Genomic DNA, 22,467 nt, shown 5'->3' with positions numbered 1-22,467 from the left:
CCGGTGGGTCTCCTCGACCCATCGAATGACAGAAGGACCCGACCCAGGGCTTCAACGACCTCGTCCGCTCGTCAGGCGCGGATCTGGCGCAGCTCGACGCCGAGGTCGAGTCCGGTCCAAGCGCGGTCGGCGGTCAGCGCCGGCCGCCGCAACCGCCGGGCGAGCGCGACGCAGGCGCGGTCGCCGAGCGACAGGCCGGCCGCCTTCGTCAGCGGCCGCAGCCGCGCGATCTCCGCCGCGTCGGCGGTGGTCAGCGGCTCCACGACGATCGCGCCGTCGATCAGCCCGCGGTCGACCAGCCGTCTGAGCAGACGGAGCGGATCGAGGCCGTGCGCGGCGACGCGGCTGAGCACCTCGGCGAGGTTCGCCGCCGAGATCGTCGCGCCGTCGGCGATCGCGTCGGCGACCGCCTCGCTGCCCGGCTCGTCCTGCAGATACGCGAGGAAGGCCGAGGCGTCGAGGACCGTCAGCGCTGCTCCTCGTCCTCGCGCGCCGCTTCCCGCCGGCGCTCCTCCGCCAGCTCGTCGGCGAGCGAGCGGTCAGCCCCGAGCAGCTCGGCGAGCAGGCCGCGATTGCGGTCGGCGACGGCGCGGTAGGGCCGCAGCCGCACCGACCCGTCGGCCTCGGTGCTCAACAGCATTCTCGCCCCCGGCACCAGGCCGAGCTCGGCGCGGACCGCCGCCGGCAGCACGACGCGGCCGCGATCGCCGACGGTGACATGACGCTCCGCGTGGGCCATGCTCCGACCATACCACTGCATCCAACCCGTCCCACTCATGTACGGATCCCACCAGACCTTTGTCATCCAGCTGCTGCTGAGCGACAGGCAGATGACAGAGGTCCGTGCCGGGGCGGGGCGGGGCGGCCGGGCGGCCGAGGAGGCGGCGCGTGGGCGCGGCCGGCGCGGTACCGTGGCGTACCATGGCACAAGCAACAGTGGTCAACGGGCGTACGGCGGTCGTCACCGGCGCTGCGTCGGGGATAGGGCGGGCGCTCGCGCAGCGGCTCGCGCAGCACGGCTGCCCCGTCGCGATCTGCGACTGGGACGAGGCCGGGCTCGAGGAGACGGCCGCCGCGATCTCCGGCCCGGTGCTGGCGCGCAGGCTCGACGTCAGCGACCGCCACGGCGCGCTCGCCTTCGCGGCGGAGGTCGCCGACTGGGCGCCGGCGCCGCTCGGGATCGTCGTCAACAACGCCGGCGTGACCGTGTCGCAGACGGCCGCCGAGGGCTCGATCGAAGACGACGAGTGGGTGATGAACGTCAACTTCTGGGGCGTCGTCAACGGCACCCGCGCCTACCTGCCGATCCTGTTGAGACAGAGAAGCGGCGCGGTCGTGAACGTGTCGAGCGTCTTCGGGCTGATGACCTTCCCGACCCAGTCCTCCTACTGCGCGTCGAAGTTCGCGGTGCGCGGCTACACCGAGGCGCTGCGCCACGAGCTGCGCGGCAGCGGCGTCAACGCGATCACCGTCCACCCCGGCGGCATCCGCACGAACATCGTCAAGAACGCCCGCTTCCACGTCGACGACCAGGGCGGCACCGACCACGAGAGAATGGTCAGGGAGTTCGCCAGAATCGCCCGCACGTCGCCGAGAAAGGCGGCCAAGACGATCCACGAGGGCGTCCTGAAGGGCAAGGACCGGATCCTGATCGGCCCCGACGCGACGGCGATCTCGCTGCTGACCCGCGCCGTGCCGGTCCACTACTTCGACGTGATCGAGCGCGGCATGAAGCTCGTGCGCCGGTAATCCCCGGCGCGCCGGAACGCGACGCACTATCCTCGCCTGGGTCATGACCCAGGCAGACCGCCGTACCCGCCTGCGGCGGCTCGTCTACCTGTCGATCGCCGCCGCAGTCGTCACGATCGCGCTGAAGTTCGGCGCGTGGGCCGTGACCGGCTCCGTCGGCCTGCTCTCCGACGCGGCCGAGTCGGTCGTCAACCTCGTCGCGGCGCTGTTCGCGCTCGTCGTCGTGCAGTGGTCGACCCGTCCGCCCGACGAGGAGCACACCTACGGCCACGAGAAGGCCGACTACCTCTCGGCCGGGGTCGAGGGGGCGCTGATCATCCTCGCCGCGGCGACGATCTGCGTGACCGCGATCGACCGCCTCCTCAACCCGGCCGACATCAGCGACGTCGGGATCGGCCTCGCGGTCGCGGTCGTCGCCTCGCTCGTCAACCTCGGCGTCGGGCGCAAGCTGGTCGGCGCCGGCAGGGAGTACCAGTCGATGACGCTCGAGGCCGACGGCAAGCACCTGCTGACCGACGTGTGGACCTCGGCCGGCGTCGTGATCGCGGTCGCGCTGGTCGCGATCACCGGCTGGACGCCGCTCGACCCGATCGTCGCGCTCGTCGTCGCGGCCAACATCGTCGTCACCGGCGTCTCGCTCGTGCGGCGCTCGACCGACGGCCTGCTCGACCGCGCGCTGACCGAGGAGGAGCTGGCGAAGGTCGACGCCGTGCTGAGACGCCACGCGGGCGAGCAGGTCCAGTTCCACGCGCTGCGCAGCCGCCGCGCCGGCAGCCGCGCGTTCGTCTCCACGCACGTGCTCGTGCCCGGCGACTGGTCGGTGCAGAGAGGCCACGACCTCGCCGAGCAGCTCGACCGCGAGCTGCGCGAGGCGCTCGGCCACGCGACCGTCTTCACCCACCTCGAGCCGCTCGAGGACCCGGCCTCGTTCGAGGACACGGGCCTCGACCGCTGGACCGAGCCGCACGGCGCGGCGCCGGGCGAGCGGCCGCGCGCGGGCGGCTGACAACCCGCGCGACGCTCAGCCGCCCCCGCCGTTCCAGACGGCGGCGGTCCCGCCGTGCCGCGCTCAGCCGCCCCCGCCGTTCCAGACGGCGGGACCGGGGCCGAAGCGGGCGGCGACGTCGCCGGGGTTGGCCAGTCTGCAGCGCGTGAGCGAGAGACAGCCGCAGCCGATGCAGTCGGTCAGGCCCGACTTGAGCCGCTCCAGCTCGGCGATCCGCTCGTCGATCCGCGCGCTCCAACGCTGCGACAGCTTCGCCCAGTCGGCGCGCCTGGGAACGCGGTCGTCGGGCAGCTTGCTCAGCTCCTCGCCGATCTCCTCCAGCGTCAGCCCGACCTTCTGCGCGAAGACGACGAAGGCGACGCGGCGGATCACCGGCCGGGCGAAGCGGCGGTGTCCGGAGGAGTTGCGCTCGGCCCTGATCAGGCCGCGCTCCTCGTAGTAGCGCAGGGCGCTGGTGGCGACGCCGCTGCGCTCTGCCAGCTCGCCGATCGTCAGCTGCTCCGACATGCGCGGCAGTCAATCACGCACGGGCCTTGACTTCAAGTGCGCTTGAAGAACCGGGAGCTGCCGCCGGCCCGTCTCACCGCTCCGCGAGCGCGGCCCGCACCGCGTCGGCGGCGGTGCGACCGGCGGCGTCGAGCGCCTCGGTCGTGCGCGCCGCGCGGGCGAAGATGAACGCCCCCTCCAGCAGCGCGAGCGTCGAGATCGCCAGCGAGCGGGCGCGCTCCGCGGGAATGCCGGCCTCCTGGAAGCGGCCGGCGAGCGCGGCGAACCACGCCTCGAAGACGTCACGGGAGGCGGTCCGCATCGCCTCGCTGGAGCTGGCCGTCTCGAGCGTGATCGTCGCGATCGGGCATGCGTCGGCCCAGCCGCTGTCGGCGAGGTGGACGCCGGCGAGGCGGAACGCCTCCTCGATCCCGGAGACGATGTCGGCGTGCGGGTCGATGACGGCGGCGACCAGCTGCCCGTACATGCCGCCGGCGATCCGGATCACCTGCTCGCCGAGCTGCTCCTTGCCGCCGGGGAAGTGGTGGTAGAGCGAGCCGAACGGCGCCTTCGCCTCGGCGACGATCTGCTTGACGCCGGTGCCGCTGAACCCCTGGCGACGGAACAGCTCGGCGCTCGCGTAGACGATCCGCTCCTTGGTGGTGGGAGCGGCGTCGGCCGCCTGCGGCTGGGACGCGTCGGCGTCCGGCGCGGCGCCGCGCCCCGCTGGCCGGACCTCGACCGGCTCGGGCGCGTCAGCGTGCTGTCCGCTGCTGCTCGACATCGGCGCCGATGATAGCTACCGTTCCCGCTAGAGCGATCTATCTAGTCGTCGGGGCCGGCAGCGGCCCGCTCCGGCGGAGACTGCGAGGTGCGCCATGCAGACGGTCGAGCTCCCGGCCGGCACGATCGAGTACGACGACAGCGGCCAGCCGCCCGGCCGCGACGACGCGCCGGTCGTCGTCCTGCTGCACGGCCTGCTGATGGACGGCTCCCTCTGGAACGAGGTCGCGCCCGGCCTCGCGCGCGATGCGCGCGTGATCCGGCCGACGCTGCCGCTCGGCGCCCACCGTGTCGCGATGCGCGACGACGCCGAGCTCGACCTGCGCGGGATGACGCGCCTGGTCGCCGACTTCCTCGCCGCGCTCGACCTGCGCGACGCGACGCTCGTGCTGAACGACTGGGGCGGCCCGATCCTGCTCGTCGAGATGGGGCTCGACGAGCGCGTCGGGAAGCTCGTGCTGTGCGCCTGCGAGGCGTTCGACAACTTCCCGCCCGGCATCCCCGGCCGGCTGGCGGGCCTGGCCGGCCGCCTCGGCCCGGTCGGGGTCGGCCTCGCCGCGCAGCCGCTGCGCAGCCGCCGGCTGCGGCGCTTCCCGCTGCTGTTCGGCTGGATGAGCCGGCGCCCGGTGCCTGAGGAGGTCGCGCGCGCCTGGTTCGCCCCCACGCGCGAGCGCGCGATCCGCCGCGACCTCGCCAAGTACGCCGGCTCGCGCTTCGCGCGGGAGGAGACGGTCGCGGCGACCGAGCGGCTGCGCGACTTCGACCGCCCGGCGCTCGTCGTGTGGGCGACCGAGGACCGGCTGATGCCGCGCGACCACGGCCGCCGGCTCGCCGAGCTGCTGCCCCGGGGCCGGCTGGTCGAGCTCGACGGCAGCTACACGCTCGTCCCGATCGACCGGCCTCAGGCGCTGCTCGCCGAGCTGCGCGCCTTCGTCGCCGAGGGCGCGCCGGCGGCGGCGTAGGGGCGCCGGCGGCGGCGGCACGCCGGCGAGCGACGGACTCCGAGCCGCGCGCCCGCTGGCGACGCCGCAGCGCCGGCGAGCGGCGACCGCCCTCGGCGACCTCAGGCCCGCTGGACGTCGGAGGCGGCCAGCAGCTGGCGGCTCGCCTCGCGCAGCGCCGCGACGAGCGCATCGGGCGCCGTCGCCGGCGACCCGGCGTCGAACGGCGGCTTGGGGTCGTACTCGAGCAGCAGCTGCGCGGTCTGGGCGACGTCGGCGCCGGCGAGCTCGGCGGCGAGCGTCAGCGCCATGTCGATTCCAGCCGAGACGCCGGCGGCGGTGACGACCTTGCCGTCGACGACGACCCGCTCGCGCACGGCGGTCGCCCCGTGGCGCTCGAGGTCGTCGAGCAGCAGCCAGTGGGTCGTCGCGCGACGGCCGTCGAGCAGGCCGGCGGCCGCGAGCAGCAGCGAGCCGGTGCAGACCGAGGTCGTCCAGGTCGAGCTCGCGTCGGCGCGGCGCAGCCACGACAGCAGCGGCTCGTCCTCCATCAGCGCCAGCTGGCCGGGGCCGCCGGGGATGAGGATCACGTCGGGGTCGGGCAGCTCGTCGAGCGCCGCGTCGGCGACGAGCGCCAGGCGGTCGGTGTCGGTGCGGACCGGCCCGGCCTGGGCGGCGACGAACGTCACCTCGGCGCCGGGCACGCGGCTCAGCACCTCGTAGGGACCGACCGCGTCGAGCGCGGTGAACTGGTCGTACAGCACGACGGCGACACGCATCGCCGCTCCTCTCTGTCGGTTTCTCAGGCGGGTGCGCCGGCGCGGAAGCGCCGGCGGTACTCCAGCGGCGGCACGCCGAGCGTGCGCAGGAAGGCGCGGCGCATCGCCTCGGGCGTCCCGTAGCCGCAGGCGCGCGCGACGGCCTCGACGCCGTCGCCGCTCTCCTCCAGCAGCCGGCGCGCGGTCTCGAGCCGCACCTGGTCGACGTAGCGCCCGGGCGTGACGCCGACCTCGTGCGCGAAGGCGCGCGCGAACTGCCGGGGCGACAGGCAGGCGCGGGCGGCGAGCGCCTCGACCGAGCAGTCGCCGGCCGGGTTGTCGTCGATCCAGCGCTGGACCTCGCGCAGCGGCTCGCGCTGCGCGACCTGCGCCGAGAGCTGCGCGCTGAACTGCGTCTGGTTGCCGGGCCGGCGCAGGAAGACGACGAGGTGGCGGGCGATCGCGAGCGCGACCTCGCGGCCGACGTCCTCCTCGACCAGCGCGAGCGACGCGTCGATCCCGGCGGTGACGCCGGCCGAGGTCATCACGTCGCCGTCGCGGACCCAGATCGGCTCGGGGTCGACGTCGACCTGCGGGTGGCGCTCGGCGAGCCGCCGCCAGTGGGCCCAGTGGGTCGTCGCGCGGCGGCCGTCGAGCAGCCCGGCCGCCGCGAGCAGATAGGCGCCGGTGCAGACGGAGAGGACGCGGCCGGCCCGCGGCGCGGTCTCGCGCAGCCACGCGACGAGGCGCGGGTCGGGTCTGCGCGTGCCGGCGCCGCCGGGGACGACGAGCGTGTCGGGCGCCGCGGCGAGCGGCCCGTCGGGCGCGAGCCGCAGGCCGCTGCTGGCGCGCACCGGCGCGCCGTCGAGCGAGGCGGTCTCGACGACGTAGGGCACCTGGCAGCCGGGATGGCTCGCGGCGCCGGAGAAGACCTCGAGCGGACCGGTGACGTCGAGGCTCTGGACGCCGTCGAAGAGGACGATCAGGACGCGGTGCGCGCTGCGGGACATGGCGTCATGATCGCCGCGCTCGGCGATGGCAGCAATGACGGATCGCCCACCTTTCCGGCCATCCGCGCTGCGGCCGGCCTGACCGGGCGCGGCGGCGCTCAGGTCGCCGACAGGACGCCGGTCGAGACCAGCAGCAGGATCAGCGCGCCGAGCGCGACGCGGTAGACGATGAAGATCGCGTAGCTGTGGCGGGCGATGTAGCGCAGGAGCCAGGAGACCGCGAACCAGGCGACGACGAAGCTGACGGCGGTCGCGACGAGCGTCGGCCCCCAGCCGACGCCGTTGGAGATGTTGTCGAACTCGGTCACCGCCTGGAGCACGCCGGCGGCGCTGAGCGCGGGGATCGAGAGGAAGAACGACAGCCGCGTCACGGTCACGCGGTCGAGCCCGCGCAGGAGGCCGGCCGACATCGTCGCGCCCGAGCGCGAGACGCCCGGGATCAGCGCGAGGCACTGCGTGACCCCGATGATCAGCGTGTCCTTCCAGGTGACGTCGCGCTCGTGGCGGTCCTGCTTCGCGTTCATGTCGGCGAACAGCATCACGAAGCTCCACAGGATCAGCGCCGAGCCGACGAACCACAGGCTGCGCAGCGTCGTCTCGATCTCGTCCTTGAACAGCAGCCCGACGATCCCGATCGGGATCGAGCCGAGCAGCACCGCGATCGCGAACTTGAAGTCGAGGTCGCGGCGGTGCTCGGAGCGCGCCACGCCGCGGAAGAAGGCGGCGAGGATTCTCTTGATGTCGGCGCGCAGGTAGAGCAGCGTCGCGAGCACCGCGCCGACCTGGATGATCGCCGTGAAGGCGGTGATGTCGGGGTCGTCGACCCTGTAGCCGAAGGCCGACTCGAGGATCGTCAGGTGCCCGGTGCTCGAGATCGGCAGGAACTCGGTGACGCCTTCGACGGCGCCGAGCACGATCGCGTGCCAGAGGTCCATCAGCGCGTCGTCGTCCGGGCCAGGGCGGCGGCGGTGGAGCGGTGCATCGGGCAAGCACCCTACAAGACGCCGATCGCCGGCTATCGTCCGCGCCAGCGTGCGCACCCGCGACGACCTTCCGTCCCTGCGCACGATCGTGCGCGAGTGGGGCCGCATCGGCTGCCTCGGCTTCGGCGGCCCGCCGGCCCACGTCTCGATGCTGCGCGAGCTGTGCGTGGCGCGCCGCCGCTGGATCGACGAGGAGGAGTTCGAGCACGCGATCGCCGCGACCAACGTGCTGCCCGGCCCGGCCTCGACGCAGCTGGCGGTCTACTGCGCGTGGCGGCTGCGCGGCGTCGCGGGCGCGCTCGCCGGCGGCGCCGCCTTCATCCTGCCCGGGCTGATCGTGATCGTCGCGCTCGCGATCCTGTTCCTCGGCGACCCGCCGGCGTGGGTGCGCGGCGCCGGAGCCGGGGCGGGCGCGGTCGTCGCCGCGGTCGCGCTCGACGCGGCGCTGCGGCTGCTGCCCGGCAGCTGGCGGCGGGCGCGCGGACGCGGGCGCCGCGGCCGCTGGGTCGCGTGGGTGCTCGCCGGGGCGGTCGCGACCGCGACGCTCGGCCCGTGGCTCGTGCTCGTGCTGCTCGCCTGCGGCCTGATCGAGCTGGCGTGGCACCGCGCGGCGCCCGACCGGCCGGGCGGCGGAGCAGGCGGCGGCGGCGCAAGTGGCGGCACCGCTGGAGCAGGCGGCGGCCCGACTGCCCGCCTCGTCGCGTGGCCGGCGCCGGCGGCCGTGCTCGCGGCGGTCGTCGCGGGCGGCGGGCTGGCGGCGCTCTGCTGGACGGCCTTCAAGGTCGGCGCGCTCTCCTACGGCGGCGGCTTCGTGATCGTCCCGCTGATGCAGGCCGACGCCGTCGACCGCTTCCACTGGATGAGCGACGCCGAGTTCCTCAACGCCGTCGCGCTCGGTCAGGCGACCCCCGGCCCGGTCACGCAGACGATCGCGGTCGTCGGCTACGCCGCGCACGGCCTCGGCGGAGCGGCGATCGCCTCGCTCGTCGCCTTCGCGCCGTCGTTCGCCTTCATCGCGCTCGGCGCCGACCGCTTCGACCGCCTCAGCGCGCTGCCGAGCGCCCGCGCCTTCCTCGCCGGCGCGGGGCCGGCCTCGATCGGCGCGATCGCCGGCTCCGCGATCCCGCTCGCCGCCGGCCTGACGGAGCCGTGGCAGGCGGTCGTGCTCGCGGCCGGCGCGCTGCTGCTGCTCGTCGCGCGCCGGGGCGTCGTGCTCACGCTGCTGCTCGCCGCCGCGGCCGGCATCGCGGTCGCGCTGCTCGGCGGACCGGTCGGCTGACCTGCCCGCGCGCCACCCTGCGGCCGCCGGCCGGCCCCTCCGGGCGCCCGCGCGCCCGCCGCCGTCCCGCCGCGCACGTCAGCCGGTACCCTCAGTGGTCTGGGTGTGCCGGGAAGTCTGGTCGGCGTTCGCCGATCCCTGCCCGAAAGGACCGATGCCCTCCGCGCCCGAGCCGCCTCCGACCGCCGACGAGCCGCGCGGTCTCCGCACCGCCGTCAAGGCGAAGGTCGTCGACCCGCTGAGCGACTTCCTCCACGACGAGACCGCCGGCGGCCTGCTGCTGCTCGCCGCGGCGCTGATCGCGCTCGTGTGGGCCAACAGCCCGTGGAGCGACGCCTACTTCGACCTGTGGGCGACGCACGTCGAGGTCGGCGTCGGCAGCGCGACGATCGACCTCGACCTGCAGCACTGGGTCAACGACCTGCTGATGGCCGTCTTCTTCTTCGTCGTCGGCCTGGAGATCAAGCGCGAGCTGGTGACCGGCGAGCTGCGCGACCGCCGCGCGGCGGTCCTGCCGGCGATCGCCGCGGCCGGCGGCGTCGCGATGCCGGCGCTGATCTTCACGCTGATCGCCGCCGGCGGCGACGGGGCGGCCGGCTGGGCGATCCCGGCCGCGACCGACATCGCCTTCGCGGTCGGCGTGCTGGCGCTGATGGGCCCGCGCATCTCCGCCGGCGTGCGGCTGTTCCTGCTGACGATCGCGATCGTCGACGACATCATCGCGATCGCGATCATCGCGCTGTTCTACTCGGACGCGCTGTCGTTCCTGTGGGTCGTCGTCGCCTTCGGCGGGCTGCTCGCGGTCGTGCTGATGCAGCGGGCCGGGGTCTCGCGCGCGCTCGCGTACCTCCCGGTCGCCGCGGTGATCTGGGTCGCCGTCTACGAGTCGGGCGTGCACGCAACGATCGCCGGCGTCGCGCTCGGCCTGCTCGTGCCGGCGCGCCCCTTCCGCGGCCGCGACGTCCAGACCTTCCTCGAGCACCGCTTCCACCCGGTCAGCGCCTACGCGATCGTGCCACTGTTCGCGCTCGCGAACGCCGGCGTCGACTTCGGCGGCGGCATGCTCGGCGACGCCCTCTCCAGCGAGGTCACGTGGGCGGTCGCCGCCGGCCTCGTGCTCGGCAAGCTGACCGGCATCTCCGGCGCGACGCTGCTGGCGCTGCGGGCGGGGATCGGCAAGCTGCCGGCGGGGATGGCGCCGAACCAGATCTACGGCGTCGCGGCGCTCGGCGGGATCGGCTTCACCGTCTCGATCTTCATCGCCGGCCTGTCGTTCGCCGACGCCGCGCTGACCGACGCGGCGAAGGTCGGCATCTTCGCCGGCTCGCTCGTCAGCGGCCTGCTCGGCGCCGCGCTGCTCATCGGCGGTAGACGACGCCGGGAACCGCGACCCGGCGGAACGGCACCCCCTTCGCGCTGACGACGAGCGACAGCCGGTTGGCGCCGCGGCGAAGTCTGCGCACCTTGAACGTCACCGTCCGGCGGCGCACCGCGGCCGTCGCGACGGTGACCCCGCCGCCGCGGCCCTTCGCCCGCTGGACGGCGACGCGCGCGCCGCGCGGCAGCCGGCCGTCGACGCGCCAGCGCACGCGCACGCGCCCCCTGCGGAGGCGGTCGCGTCTGCCGCTGCGGGGCGTCGCGCGCAGCGCCCGCACGGTGCCGATCCGCGGCACGCGCTGCGCCTCGACGGTCGTCGCGGCGCCGCTCAGCAGGCGCCAGCGGCCCGGCTTCGGGCGCAGGACGGTGAAGGCGATGCGGCCGTCCGGCGCCCGCACGACCTGCGCGAACGGGCCGCTTCTGCGCCCGAGCCGGTAGCGGCGCCCGCCCGGCGCGACCAGCTCGACGTCGGCCTCTCCGCCGCGCGCGGCGCTGCCGTAGACGGCGAGCACGGCCGTCCCCGGCGCGACGCGCAGGACGCGGCCGCGGCGGCCGGCCGCCGCCGCGGCGCGGGTCGTCCGGTAGCGCTCGATGTCGGCGCCGATCCACTCCGGCTGCGGCGGGAACTTCAACGCGTCGCGCCAGCGGATGCCGACGCCGACGGTCGGGCAGATCGCGCACGGCTTGCCGCTCGCGCCGGCGCCCTCGTCGGAGACGATCGCGCTCGCGCCCTGCGCCCGCCGTCCCGCGACTCGCAGCTCGGCGCCGCCGGTCGCGGTGAAGTGGCGCGAGGTCATGTCGATCGCGGTGCGCGCGAAGAAGCCGGTGCCGAGCAGCGAGACGTCGGCGTTGAGCCGGCCGCTGGCGCTGAACGACGGCCGCATCCGCATCGAGACGTCGAGGTCGCCGCCGGCCAGCCGCCGGTCGACCAGCCCGATCCGGCCGTCGATCGCGCCGCTGAGGTCGGTCCGCACCGTGACGTCGGCCTTCTCCAGCGCGATCGGGCGCTTCTTGACGACGGGGATCTTGGGGCCGTAGCCGCCGGTGACGCCGAGCTTCAGCCGCTGCGTCTTCCCCGCCAGGCCCGCGAGCTCGCCGGAGAAGCTGTCGAAGAAGAAGCCGGTCGCGCCGAGCGGCACGCCGGTATCGCCGGCCTTCGCCGCGATCCCGATCGCGTCGATCTCGCCCTTGCGCAGGGAGCCGGAGACCTTCGCGCCGCCGATCGCTCCCGGAAGGTCGGCCTCGCCCTCGAGCTTCCACACGTCCTCGCCGCCGTCGTACTGCAGCGACGCGCCGATCCCCCATTCGCCGACCTTGAGCGACCAGCCGGCCGAGCCGCCGAGCACCCGGTAGGCGGTCGCGGAGCGGGCGTGGAGGCCGATCGCGAGCGTGCCGGTCGGGCCGACGCCGCGCAGCTTGAAGAGCGGGTTGGCGACCGCGACGACGCCGCCGCCGTCGGCCGGGTCGACGTACAGCGCCGCGAACGGGCTGAGGCCGATCTTGCCGACCGCGAACGACGCCGGCGTCGCCCCGTCCAGCGACAGCGTCGCCAGCCGCTCGCGGCCGGAGGTCGCGTCGTTCACGCCGGCCGCCGCGATCGAGAAGGCGCCGCTGCCGACCGGCACCGTCGTCGCGCCGCGGACGACGGCGAGCGCGCCGCTGCCGGCGACCGTCTGCGCGCCGGTGTCGATCGCGACCGGGCCGTCGCCGACCGCGAGGCCGGCGGCGACGCGGACCGCGCCGGTGGCGCTGAAGGTGCCGTCGCCCTGCTCGGCGATCGCGTCGGCGCAGACGTCGACGGTGCCGACCCGCTTGTAGCTGCGCGCGCAGCCGCCGGCGCCGGCGCTGATCGCGTCGACGAGCGTCGAGCCGAGGTCGCCGGCGCCGGAGGTCGACGCGCTCCCGCCGGTCGTCCCGGCCCAATGGCGCCAGTAGCCGAGCAGGTCGCTGCCGCCCTTGAAGAGGACGAAGTAGAGCGGGATCCCGTGCGCTCTCAGCTCGGCCAGCTGCGTCTGCCAGTCGATGTCGTCGGCGGTGCCGAAGCGCTCGTCGGGCCCCGGGTCGACGCCGGTGTCGAACGGCGACGAGTAGGTCTGCAGCTCATCCGGGACGCCCTCGTTGAGGTCGTCGTCGTGCGGGACCGAGTCGGCGACGAGCACGACCAGCCGCTGGGCGCCCGGGCGGAAGCCGATCGCGGCGCTGGTGTCGGCCTCGCGCAGCGCCCGCCCGTACGCCTCGGCCTCGTCGCCGCCGCCGGAGGCGTCGAGGGCGTCGATCGCGGCCTGCACGGCGAGCCGGTCGTCGGTCAGCGGCTGGACGAGCGTCCAGGGCTCGTCGCCGTCGTCGCCATAGTCGTCGACCGCGCCGTAGTCGGAGACCGCCGCGACGGCGTAGCGGACGTCGCCGAAGCGGGCGCCGACCTCGTCGATCACGTTGCGCATCTCGTCCTTGGCCTCGTCGATCGCGCCGCTCATCGACCCGGTCGTGTCGAAGACGACGACGACGTCGGTCGCGGCCCGCGCCGGCACCGCCGTCGCACACAGGACGAGCAGCACCGCAGCGACCGCTCCCAGGACCTTCCTCATGCCAACGCTCCCCTGTCCCCGGCTCTGACTCCGGGCGTGCGGGCGCACGCCGGCGAGCATCCAAGCAGGCGGCGCGCCGGCGCGCAACCGGGAAGTGGAGCGTCGACGGTCGCGAAAGGCGGGCGGCGGTCGCTCGGCCGGCGCCGTTACGCGGCGCGGCTCTCGTCGCGGATCTCGCCGACGAGCTCCTCGAGCACGTCCTCCAGCGCGGCGACGCCGAGGACCCTGCCGGTTCTGTCGAGCACCTGCGCGAGATGGGCGCCGGAGCGCTGCATCGTCGCGAGCACCTTGCGCAGCGTGTCGGTCGCCTGCACGTGCGGCAGCGGGCGGATCCAGCGCTGGGCGATCGGGCGCGTGCGGTGGCGCTCTCTCAGCTCGAGCGCGTCCTTCAGGTGGAGGTAGCCGACGAAGTCGCCGTCGGCGTCGCGGACCGGGAAGCGCGAGAAGCCGGTGGTGGCCGCGAGCTGCTCGACCTCGGCCGGCGTGACGTCGTCGCGGACGGTCACGAGCCTGTCGAGCCCCAGCAGCACCGAGCTGGCGTCGCGCTCGACGAACTTCAGCGCCTCGATCAGGACGTGGCCCTCGGAGGGGTCGAGCAGGCCCTCGCGCCGCGACTCCTCGACGAGGCCCGCGACCTCGTCGCGCGTGAAGGCGCTCGTCACCTCGTCCTTCGGTCTGACGCCGGCGAGCCGCAGCAGCACGTTCGCGACCCAGTTGAACGAGGCGATGAAGGGGTGGAGCACTCTGACGATCAGGACCAACGGCGGCGCGAGGATCAGCGCGGCCCGGTCGGGGCCGGCGAGCGCGATGTTCTTCGGCACCATCTCGCCGTAGACGACGTGGAGGAAGCCGATCAGGCCGAGCGCGAGCGCGAAGGCGATCGGGTGGACCAGCGCCGACGGGATGCCGATGTCGCTGAACGGGCCCTCGAGCAGGTGGGCGATCGCCGGCTCGCCGAGGACGCCGAGGCCGATCGTGCAGACGGTGATGCCGAGCTGGGCGCCGGCCATCATCAGCGAGACATGCTCCATCGCGTAGAGCGCGATCCGCGCCGTCCACGTCCCTTCCTCCGCACGCGGCTCGATCGCGCTGCGGCGGGCCGAGATCAGCGCGAACTCGGCGCCGACGAAGAAGGCGTTGAGGGCCAGCAGGACGACCGTCAGCCCGATCGCGAACAGGTCGCCGCCCATCAGGCGCGCCCTCGCTCGGCGCCGTTGCCGCTGCCGTTGCCGTTGCGGCCGCCGTTCCCGTTGCGCGGCTCGTCGTCGTCCTCGTCCTCGACGCACGCGGACTCGAGCAGGACGCGGTCGACGCGCAGGCCGTCGAGCCGGACGACCGTCAGCGTCACCTCGCAGCGGCGGCCCTCGAGGTCTCTCGTCCGCAGCAGCACCTCGTCGCCGACGGCCGGCATTCTGCTCAGCTCGTCCTGGATCAGGCCGCCGAGCGTCTCGTACTCCTCGTCCTCGGGCAGCAGCAGGCCGGTCGCGCGCGACGCCTCGTCGGGGCGCAGCAACCCCGACAGCGTCCACGAGCCGTCCGGGCGCCGACGCGCGCTCATGTCGCGGCGGTCGTGCTCGTCGACGACCTCGCCGACGATCTCCTCGACGACGTCCTCGAGCGTGACGAGGCCGTCGACGCCGCCGAACTCGTCGACGACGACGGCGATCTGGAGGCCGCCCTCGCGCAGGATCGCGAGCAGCGGGTCGAGCTCGATCGAGGAGGGGACGAGCACCGGTCTCGCCATCACCTCGGCGATCGGCACCTCGTCGCGGCGCTCGTGCGGGATGCCGACGGCATGCTTGACGTGGACGATCCCGACGACCTCGTCGGGGCTCTCGCCGACGACCGGGAAGCGCGAGAAGCCGGACTCGCGCGCCGCCTCGATCACGCGGATCGCCGGCTCGTCGGCGGCGACCGTGCGCATGCGGACGCGCGGGGTCATGACGTCGTCGGCGCGGCGGTCGCCGAAGGCGAGCGAGCGCTGCAGCAGCGTCGCCGTCTCCAGCTCGAGCGTCCCCTGCTCGGCCGAGCGGCGCACGAGCGAGGTCAGCTCCTCGGCGGAGCGGGCCGAGGCCAGCTCCTCCTGCGGCTCGATCCCGAGCCGGTGCAGCGTCGCGTTGGCGATGTCGTTGAAGCCGCTGATGACGAGGCGGTTGACGCGCGTGAAGCTGCGCATGAAGCCCTGGACCGCGCGGGCGGTCTGCAGCGGCATCGCGATCGCGAGGTTCTTCGGCACCAGCTCGCCGAGGACCATCGTGAAGGCGGTCGACAGCAGCAGCGCGAGCGTCAGCGAGATGCCTCTCGTCGCCCCGTCGGGCACGCCGAGCGAGCCGAGCGGCCCTTCGAGCAGCTGCGCGATCGCCGGCTCGGAGAGGAAGCCGATCAGCAGGTTCGTGACGGTGATCCCGAGCTGCGCGCCGGACAGCTGGGTCGAGAGCGAGCGCAGCGCCGACTGGACGCCTCTCGCCTTGCCGTCGCCGGCCTCGGCGGCGCGGTCGACGGTCGCGCGGTCGACGGTGACGAAGGCGAACTCGGCGGCGACGAAGAGGCCGCACGCGATCACCAGCGCGAACGCCGCCGCAAGCAGGAGCAGCTCGGTCATCGCGCACCCGTCCAATGCCGCAGGGGACGGATGCGCTTGGGACTGCTACCGGGAGGTTCGTCTAGGGCAGGTTCGCTCATCGAGCGCTTAATGGGTACCACAACCGGCGGCGCAGCTTCTCACCGCCTCGGCAATCACCGCCGGGGCGACGAGCGGGACCATGTGCCCGCGGGCCACCTCGACCAGCCGCGCACGCGGCAGCTCGCGCGCCAGCCGGCGGCCGATCTCCGCGCCGACGAGGCGGTCGCCGGCGCCCTGGATCACGACCGCCGGCACGTCGATCGCGCCGATCTGCCGGCCGACCCGCGCGGTCACGTCGTTCGCCGCGAGCCGCTCGCCGGCCATCGCGTCGAGGTCGCTGCGCTGCATCGAGACGGCGAGCAGCCGCCGCTCGTATTCCCGGTCGACCGGGTCGGGCGCGAAAGCCCTCTCGACGCCCGCGCGCGCCGAGACGCGCAGGAGCGCCTGGCCGAAGGTGACGTGCGCGAGCGGCTCGACGACCGGCCACGAGAGGATCTGGGCGAAGCGCGCCTGCGCGCGCTCGGCGCCGGTCGAGGGCCGCCCAGCCGACGCCGCGACCAGCACGAGGCCGCGCAGCCGCTCCGGTCTGCGCGCCGCGTAGGCGAGCGCGAGCGTGCCGCCGAAGGAGTGGCCGACGACGATCGGGCGCTCGGGCGCCAGCCGGTCGAGCAGCGCGTCGAGCGTCGCGAGCTGCTCGTCGAGCGGGTGGTGGCCGCCGTCGGAGAAGCCGAAGCCGGGCCGGTCGAGCGCGATCGTGCGGTGGCCGGCGGCCGACAGCAGCGGCGTGACGCGGGCGAAGTCGTCGGCCGTCCCGGGCAGGCCGTGCAGCAGCACGACCGGCGGAGCGGCACGGCGCTCGCCGGCCGGCGAGCGCTCGACCCAGCGGACGTCGATGCCGGCGAGCGTCGCCGCGGCGCCGCGCGGGGGCGGCTCGCCGGGCAGGTCGCCCCAGGTCCAGTTGACGACGACGAGCAGCGCCAGCAGCCCGAGCGCGACGGAGAGGAGAAGGGTGCGCTTTCGCATACGCCTTCTCGGACGATCGTCGCGCTGGGAACCGGACACGCGGCGAGGCTAGTCGAGCGCCTCCAGCCTGCGCGCCGCCTCGACGGAGGCCTCGTTCAGCGCGCTCGCCGCCTCGACGACGCCGGAGGTCTGGTGGAAGTCGACGGCGACGACGTTCGGCTGCATGTCGCGCTCGCGCGCGCATCTGTCGAGCCGGCGCTCGAGGAAGGCGCCGCCGATCTCGCGGTTGGCGCGGGGGCTCGGCGGAAACGCGTCGATCCAGTGGTTGACGAGCAGCAGCGGGCTGTCGGCGTCGCCGCGCTGGCGCCGGCAGCGCAGCTCGCTCGCCTTCGTGGCGCCCAGCGGCGTGTCCTGGAAGAACGACCACGCCTTCATGTACCACGGCGGCGCGCCGCCGTCGGCCTCGGTGAAGACGAGCAGGCGGCGGTCGGCGCGGACGAGGTCGCCGAGCGTCGGCAGCGGCGCCTGGCGGTCGAGCGTCCAGACGTCGTCGAGCAGGCCGGCGCGGCGGAACAGCTGCACGATCTGCCTCGGCGGCACGTACGGCTCGAGCATGAACAGCAGCACCTCGCCCGGGTGTCTGTCGAGCCACCGGGCGTAGGCGCGCATCTGCGCCAGCGCCGGCGCGGCGCCGAGCTCGCAGAGCGTGTGGCAGAGGAACAGCTCGCGGCGGCCGCGCAGCGTGCCGGCGCCGGCACGCGCGATCAGGCGGTCGGCGAGCGCGACGTTGTCGGCCCCGATCGCGCGCGTCACCTTGTTGCGGTTCATCCCCTCGGCCCGCAGGTCGGTGCGGACGAGCTGGTCGGTCTGCTCGCCGACGTGGACGTCGAGCAGGAAGGCGCGGATGCCGTCGTCGAGCTGGCGGGCGATCCCGAAGCGCTGGTTGGGGATCAGCCAGCCCGGCTCCTGCGCCGCCGAGTACGAGTTGTGGGTGCCGGCGAAGGTGTACTGGTCGAGGCGCAGGTCGCAGTACGCGCGCGCGCCGTTGCAGCCGGTCGCGGGGACGGCCGCCCTCGCGGGCGGTTGCGGCTTGTCGCCGGTCAGGACGGCCGCGATCGCGACCGCGAGCACGACCGCCGCCGCCGGGATCGCCAGCCGCGGCTGGCGCGCCGCGGCGAACGCGCCGCGCAGGCGGCCGCCTCCGCCTCCGCCGGAGCGCCCGGCGCCCCGCGCGCCGCCGCCTCTGCCCGCGCCGGGACCGCCCGGCCCGGCCGCCGCGCCCCGCGCGCCGCCGCTCGCGCCCGCGGCCGCCGCGCGCTCGGCCGCCGCACGGGCGCGCTCGGCCGCCGCGCGCTGCTCGGCCCGCTGGCGCAGCCAGCTCGCGCTGGAGGCGTCGAGGACGGCCGCCAGCTCCGAGATCGCGTAGACGGCGAGGCCGATCGCGGTCAATCTCAGCGCCAGCTCGGGCTCCCACGCGATCAGCGCGGCGGCGGCGAGCAGCGCGAAGGCGCGCACCGTCCGCCAGCGCGGGGTCTGCGCCTGGCGCACGCGCGAGACGGTGCTGAGCAGGCGGCTGACCGTCCCCTGCGGCTGCTGATCGCGCCTGGCGGCCGCGACGACGGCGACGACGAGGCCCGCCAGCAGCGCCGTCTCGGCCCACAGCGAGAGGTCGCCGAGCAGCGCGTCCCACAGCGCGCCGGCCGCCGCGGCGACGTCGGGGGCCGCCTCGGCGCCGGGCACCGCGGCTCTGCGCGCGACCGCGAGCAGGACGAGCAGCAGCGTCGACGCGACGGCGAGCGCGCCGCCGAGCTGGACGAGCGTCCGCCTGCGGTCGCGCGAGAGGAGCAGCGCGCCGGCGGCGCAGGCGATCGCGCCGAGCGGCGCGACCCACGCCAGCCAGTCGCCGATCGCGACGAGCCGCCGGACGCCGGCGAGCGCCGGGTCGTCTGAGTCGATCCGCAGCACCTCGGGGTCGAAGCCCTCCGGCAGCGCCTCGGCCGCTCTCGGCGAGACGCTGCGGAGCCCGTCGAGCACGAGCGCGGTGCCGCGGCCGAGGTCGAGCACGAAGGTGCCCTCCCTGCCCTCGACCAGCAGCGCGTGGGCGTCGCGCGCCGCGCCGCGGGCGAGCTGGCGGACGACCGGCGTGTCGAGCAGCGACTCGATCCCGGCGATCGCGAGCGGGCGCGTGATCAGCAGCTGCTCCGCGCCGGCGTCGACGGCCGCGTCGACGATCCGCTGCGCCGCGACCGCCCGCACCGGCGCGGAGGTCGCGGCCGCACCGACGCGGTCGGCGAGCGCCCGCTCATCGACGATCTCGCCGCGGACGTAGACCGCCGGCAGCGCGATCAGCGCCAGCAGGCCGGCGAGGCAGACGAGCAGGAGCGGGAGGGCGGGGCGACGCACGTCGACCTAGTTCAGCACGGCGCCGTCCCGCCCTGCCTCGCCCGCGCGGCGGCCAGGCCCGCCGCCGCACGTCTCCGGCTCCGCTCAGCCCGCCGCGACCGGCTCCAGGAAGCCGGTGACGCTGCGCAGCCGGCCGTCGTCGGCGACCGTCGCGAAGTCGACGCCGACGGCGGCCGGCGCGCCGCTGTCGACGGCGACGAGCGTCCACGTGAAGCGGACGACGTCGTTGTGGGCGTCGGGACCGGCGGTCAGCTCGAAGCGATGGCCGGGGAACTGCGCCTGCGCGGCGCCGACCATCGCGCTGATCCCGGCGATCCCCTCGCCGCTCATCAGCGGGTCGAGGTAGGTGCCGTCCTCGGTCCAGGTGCGGGCGACGAGGGCCTCGCGGCGCTCCGGGTCCGGCTCGTTCCAGACGGCGATGTAGTCGTCGACGACGGTGGCGATCTCAGCCATGTCGGCCTCCTTGGTGATCGGTGGTCGGTGTCTGGCGACCACTCTCCCGCGGCGCCGTCACCGCGTCGATTACCTCCGAGGTCAGGCGGCGGCGTCGGCGATCGCGGCTCGCAGGACCAGCTCCAGCTCTCTGCTGACGTCGTCGAGCGGCTGGGTGGTGCGGCGGGCGCGGGCGAGGACGATCGCCCCCTCGATCGAGGCGACGACGATCGTCGCGAGGCGGCGGGAGCGGGCCCTTGGTATGCCGGCGCGGCGGAGCGTCGCGGCGAGCGCCTGCTCCCACTGCGCGAAGGCGTGGGCGGCCGCCTGCGACAGCGCCGGCTGATCGGCCGGCGCCTCGGTCGCGACGGCGACGACCGGGCAGCCGGCGCGGAAGTCGCTCTCCTCCAGCCCGCGTCTCCAGATCGCGATGAAGCCGCGCAGCGTCGCGACCGGGTCGTCGGGCGGGCTGTGCTCGATCAGCTGCGCGACGAGGTCGCCGGCGTAGCGCACCGCCTCCTCGGCGAGCTGCGCCTTGCCGCCGGGGAAGTGGTGGTAGATCGAGCCCCACGGCGCCTCGCTGTGGGCGATCACGTCGCGGAAGCCGGTGCCCGCGTAGCCGTGCTCGCGCAGCAGGAAGGCCGCGCTGCGCACCATTCGCTCCCGGCTGTCCGATGCCATCTGAGGACCTGCTCCGCTCCGTGGACGCGGGAGAACCCGCTTGACTAGGACACCCATCCTAGTAGGGTCGGCAAGCACTAAGACAGGCGTCCTATTTCGCGCGAGACGCGCGCGAGCGGAGGGTGGAGCGATGGCCGAAGCGCAGCAGGAGCGGACCTGGCGGCAGAGCGCGTGCATCCTCTGCGAGTGCAACTGCGGGATCGAGGTGGAGCTCGACGGCCGCCGCCTCGCGCGCATCCGCGGCGACCGCGCCCACCCCGCCTCGCAGGGTTACACCTGCAACAAGGCGCTGCGGCTCGACCACTACCAGAACGGCCGCGACCGGCTGACGAGCCCGCTGCGGCGCCGGCCCGACGGCGGCTTCGAGCAGATCGACTGGGAGACGGCGATCGCCGAGGTCGCGGCGCGGCTGGCGGCCGTCCGCGACCAGCACGGCGGCGAGACGATCTTCTACTACGGCGGCGGCGGGCAGGGCAACCACCTCGGCGGCGCCTACGCCCGCGCGGTGATGGCGGCGCTCGGGGCGAGATACCGCTCGAGCGCGCTGGCGCAGGAGAAGATGGGCGAGGGCTTCGTCGACGCCCACCTCTACGGCGGCCACACGCGCGGCGACTTCGAGCATGCCGAGGTCGCGCTCTTCCTCGGCAAGAACCCGTGGCAGTCGCAGTCGTTCCCGCGCGCCCGCGTCGTCCTGAAGGAGATCGCCGCCGATCCGCAGCGCGCGCTGATCGTGATCGACCCGGTCGCGACGGAGACCGCCAGACTGGCCGACCACCACCTCCAGGTCCGCCCGGGCACCGACGCCTGGTGCCTCGCCGCGCTGCTCGGGCTGCTCGTGCGCGACGGCCGCGTCGACGACGCCTTCCTCGCCGCGCACACGACCGGCTCGGAGGCCGTGCTGGCGGCGCTGCGCGCGGTGCCGATCGGCGCCTGCGCGGAGGCGTGCGGCGTGCCGCTCGCGGAGCTGGAGGCGGCCGCGCGCCGGATCGGCGCCGCCGAGTCGGTCGCGACCTTCGAGGACCTCGGCATCCAGCAGGCGCCCAACTCGGTCCTCTGCTCGTACCTCGACAAGCTGATCTGGCTGCTGCGCGGCAGCTTCGGCAAGCCGGGGCGCGATGCACCTCCACTCGTGGATGGCGCCGCTCGCGCGCTACAAGGTCGACGTGCCGCGCACGCCCGTGACCGGCGCGCCGATCCTTGGCGGGATGGTGCCGTGCAACGCGATCCCCGGCGAGATCCTCACCGACCACCCGCGGCGGCTGCGCGCGATGCTGGTCGAGAGCGCCAACCCGGCCCACTCGCTCGCCGACTCGGCCCGCTGGCGGGAGGCGCTCGCGGCGCTCGACACCGTCGTCGTGATCGACGTCGCGATGACGGAGACCGCCCGCTGCGCCGACTACGTGCTGCCGGCCGCCAGCCAGTTCGAGAAGTGGGAGGCGACCTTCTTCAACCTCGAGTTCCCGCGCAACACCTTCCACCTGCGCGCCCCGCTGCTGGAGCCGCTGCCGGGGACGCTGCCCGAGCCGGAGATCCACGCCCGCATCGTGCGCGCGCTGGCGCCGCTGCCCGACGCCGCGCTGGAGCCGCTGCGGGCCGCCGCGCGCGAGGGCCGGCCGCAGTTCGCGACCGCCTTCCTGACCGCCGCCGGCGCCGACCCGCGGCTGGCCGCGCTGGCGCCGTGGGCGCTGTACGAGACGCTCGGGCCGACGCTGCCCGACGGCGCCGCGAGCGCCGCGGCGCTGTGGGGCCTCGCCCACCGCTGCGCGCTCACCTACCCCGACGCCGTCCGCCGCGCCGGCCACGCGGGCGAGGGGCCGGCGCTCGGCGAGGCGCTGTTCGACGCGATGCTCGCCGGCCGCTCCGGGATCACCTTCACGCTCGACGACTACGAGGACGCGTGGAGGTACGTGAGAGCGCCGGGCGGGCGGATCGCGCTGGAGATCCCCGAGCTGCTGGAGGAGCTGCGCGCGCTGCCGGCCGAGCCGCCGCGCTGGACCTCCAAGGAGCTGCCGCTGGTGCTGTCGGCCGGCGAGCGCCGCAGCTCGACGGCGAACACGATCATCCGCGACCCGTCATGGCGCAAGCGCGACGGGCGGGGCGCGCTGCGCGTCAGCCCGGCCGACGCCGAGCGGCTCGGGCTGGAGAGCGGCGGGCGCGCCCGCGTGACGACGGCGCGCGGCGCGGTCGAGGCGGTCGTCGAGGTCAGCGAGGCGATGCAGCCCGGCCACGTTTCGCTGCCCAACGGCCTCGGGGTCGACTACCCGGACGACGACGGCGCGCCGGTCGTGACCGGCGTCGCGCTCAACGAGCTGACCGCCTTGGAGCACCGCGACCCGCTGGCGCTGACCCCGCTCCACAAGCACGTCCCGGCCCGGGTCGAGGCGGTCGGGTAGCGGCGGCGCCCGCCG

The 22,467-nt window shown here is 75.0% G+C and carries 19 protein-coding genes and 1 pseudogene; 6 read left to right on the top strand and 14 right to left on the bottom strand.

Annotation, left to right across the window (positions count from 1 at the left end; translation table 11 throughout):
* Positions 1 to 71: 71 nt before the first annotated feature.
* Both BDZ31_RS04280 and BDZ31_RS04275 read right to left on the bottom strand, forming a co-directional pair.
* On the bottom strand, positions 72 to 470 hold the full coding sequence (locus BDZ31_RS04280; protein ID WP_183340990.1) for a type II toxin-antitoxin system VapC family toxin: 399 nt from the start codon (positions 468 to 470) through the stop codon (positions 72 to 74).
* A complete protein-coding gene (locus tag BDZ31_RS04275) occupies positions 467 to 739 on the bottom strand; it encodes an AbrB/MazE/SpoVT family DNA-binding domain-containing protein (RefSeq protein WP_183339318.1) in 273 nt (90 codons plus the stop codon). The genes BDZ31_RS04280 and BDZ31_RS04275 overlap by 4 nt, the downstream gene beginning before the upstream one ends.
* A gap of 182 nt (positions 740 to 921) precedes the next feature.
* Between BDZ31_RS04275 and BDZ31_RS04270 the strand changes: the two genes are divergently transcribed.
* Both BDZ31_RS04270 and BDZ31_RS04265 read left to right on the top strand, forming a co-directional pair.
* The gene (locus BDZ31_RS04270; RefSeq protein WP_183339316.1) at positions 922 to 1,749 is read left to right on the top strand and encodes an SDR family NAD(P)-dependent oxidoreductase; all 828 of its coding nucleotides are present in this window, start codon (positions 922 to 924) and stop codon (positions 1,747 to 1,749) included.
* Between the two features lie 43 nt (positions 1,750 to 1,792).
* Entirely contained in the window at positions 1,793 to 2,755 is a 963-nt protein-coding gene (locus BDZ31_RS04265; RefSeq protein WP_183339314.1) for a cation diffusion facilitator family transporter, read from the top strand.
* 63 nt (positions 2,756 to 2,818) lie between these two features.
* On the opposite strand, the gene soxR is transcribed toward BDZ31_RS04265, so the two are convergent.
* Together soxR and BDZ31_RS04255 are read right to left on the bottom strand one after the other, a co-directional pair.
* Positions 2,819 to 3,262, bottom strand: coding sequence for a redox-sensitive transcriptional activator SoxR (gene soxR / locus BDZ31_RS04260; RefSeq protein ID WP_183339312.1), 444 nt, complete (start codon positions 3,260 to 3,262; stop codon positions 2,819 to 2,821).
* Positions 3,263 to 3,335: 73 nt separating this feature from the next.
* A complete protein-coding gene (locus BDZ31_RS04255) occupies positions 3,336 to 4,025 on the bottom strand; it encodes a TetR/AcrR family transcriptional regulator (protein ID WP_183339310.1) in 690 nt (229 codons plus the stop codon).
* 94 nt (positions 4,026 to 4,119) lie between these two features.
* Here BDZ31_RS04255 and BDZ31_RS04250 point away from each other — a divergent pair, with 94 nt between their 5' ends.
* Positions 4,120 to 4,986 carry an alpha/beta fold hydrolase gene (locus tag BDZ31_RS04250; protein ID WP_183339308.1) on the top strand — a complete coding sequence of 289 codons (867 nt, stop codon included), beginning with the start codon at positions 4,120 to 4,122 and terminating at the stop codon, positions 4,984 to 4,986.
* Between the two features lie 101 nt (positions 4,987 to 5,087).
* Here BDZ31_RS04250 and BDZ31_RS04245 read toward each other — a convergent pair whose 3' ends face one another.
* The 3 genes from BDZ31_RS04245 to BDZ31_RS04235 all read right to left on the bottom strand — a co-directional run bounded on the left by BDZ31_RS04245 (position 5,088) and on the right by BDZ31_RS04235 (position 7,668).
* Complete coding sequence (locus BDZ31_RS04245) at positions 5,088 to 5,744, bottom strand: DJ-1/PfpI family protein (protein WP_183339306.1); 657 nt, start codon at positions 5,742 to 5,744, stop codon at positions 5,088 to 5,090.
* Positions 5,745 to 5,767: 23 nt separating this feature from the next.
* On the bottom strand, positions 5,768 to 6,733 hold the full coding sequence (locus tag BDZ31_RS04240) for a GlxA family transcriptional regulator (RefSeq protein ID WP_183339304.1): 966 nt from the start codon (positions 6,731 to 6,733) through the stop codon (positions 5,768 to 5,770).
* Between the two features lie 98 nt (positions 6,734 to 6,831).
* Entirely contained in the window at positions 6,832 to 7,668 is an 837-nt protein-coding gene (locus tag BDZ31_RS04235; RefSeq protein WP_183340988.1) for an undecaprenyl-diphosphate phosphatase, read from the bottom strand.
* A 97-nt stretch (positions 7,669 to 7,765) separates the two neighbouring features.
* Here BDZ31_RS04235 and chrA point away from each other — a divergent pair, with 97 nt between their 5' ends.
* Positions 7,766 to 8,995: a chromate efflux transporter gene (gene chrA, locus BDZ31_RS04230; protein WP_183339302.1), complete on the top strand. Its 1,230-nt coding sequence runs from the start codon at positions 7,766 to 7,768 to the stop codon at positions 8,993 to 8,995.
* Between the two features lie 154 nt (positions 8,996 to 9,149).
* Complete coding sequence (gene nhaA / locus BDZ31_RS04225; RefSeq protein ID WP_183339300.1) at positions 9,150 to 10,415, top strand: Na+/H+ antiporter NhaA; 1,266 nt, start codon at positions 9,150 to 9,152, stop codon at positions 10,413 to 10,415.
* On the opposite strand, the gene BDZ31_RS04220 is transcribed toward nhaA, so the two are convergent.
* From BDZ31_RS04220 to BDZ31_RS04190, 7 genes are all read right to left on the bottom strand, one after another.
* Complete coding sequence (locus tag BDZ31_RS04220; RefSeq protein WP_183339298.1) at positions 10,354 to 12,957, bottom strand: vWA domain-containing protein; 2,604 nt, start codon at positions 12,955 to 12,957, stop codon at positions 10,354 to 10,356. The two genes, nhaA and BDZ31_RS04220, sit on opposite strands and share 62 nt — an antisense overlap.
* A gap of 146 nt (positions 12,958 to 13,103) precedes the next feature.
* Positions 13,104 to 14,147 carry a hemolysin family protein gene (locus BDZ31_RS04215; RefSeq protein WP_183339296.1) on the bottom strand — a complete coding sequence of 348 codons (1,044 nt, stop codon included), beginning with the start codon at positions 14,145 to 14,147 and terminating at the stop codon, positions 13,104 to 13,106.
* A complete protein-coding gene (locus BDZ31_RS04210) occupies positions 14,147 to 15,559 on the bottom strand; it encodes a hemolysin family protein (RefSeq protein ID WP_183339294.1) in 1,413 nt (470 codons plus the stop codon). Before BDZ31_RS04210 ends, BDZ31_RS04215 begins: the two co-directional genes overlap by 1 nt.
* Before the next feature lie 87 nt (positions 15,560 to 15,646).
* Positions 15,647 to 16,603: an alpha/beta fold hydrolase gene (locus BDZ31_RS04205; protein ID WP_183339292.1), complete on the bottom strand. Its 957-nt coding sequence runs from the start codon at positions 16,601 to 16,603 to the stop codon at positions 15,647 to 15,649.
* Positions 16,604 to 16,651: 48 nt separating this feature from the next.
* Complete coding sequence (locus tag BDZ31_RS04200) at positions 16,652 to 18,946, bottom strand: phosphoinositide-specific phospholipase C-related protein (RefSeq protein ID WP_183339290.1); 2,295 nt, start codon at positions 18,944 to 18,946, stop codon at positions 16,652 to 16,654.
* A gap of 84 nt (positions 18,947 to 19,030) precedes the next feature.
* Positions 19,031 to 19,399 (bottom strand): nuclear transport factor 2 family protein, encoded by a 369-nt coding sequence (locus BDZ31_RS04195; protein WP_183339288.1) that lies wholly within the window; start codon positions 19,397 to 19,399, stop codon positions 19,031 to 19,033.
* Between the two features lie 81 nt (positions 19,400 to 19,480).
* Entirely contained in the window at positions 19,481 to 20,059 is a 579-nt protein-coding gene (locus BDZ31_RS04190; RefSeq protein ID WP_183339286.1) for a TetR/AcrR family transcriptional regulator, read from the bottom strand.
* A 130-nt stretch (positions 20,060 to 20,189) separates the two neighbouring features.
* On the opposite strand from BDZ31_RS04190, the pseudogene BDZ31_RS25805 reads away from it, so the two are divergent.
* Positions 20,190 to 22,452: pseudogene (locus BDZ31_RS25805) on the top strand (molybdopterin-dependent oxidoreductase).
* Positions 22,453 to 22,467 lie beyond the last annotated feature (15 nt).

Source organism: Conexibacter arvalis, from assembly GCF_014199525.1.
In the GTDB taxonomy this organism is placed as follows: domain Bacteria; phylum Actinomycetota; class Thermoleophilia; order Solirubrobacterales; family Solirubrobacteraceae; genus Conexibacter; species Conexibacter arvalis.
Note: the sequence above shows the minus strand (reverse complement) of the source record. Positions and strands in the feature narration are given on the sequence as shown.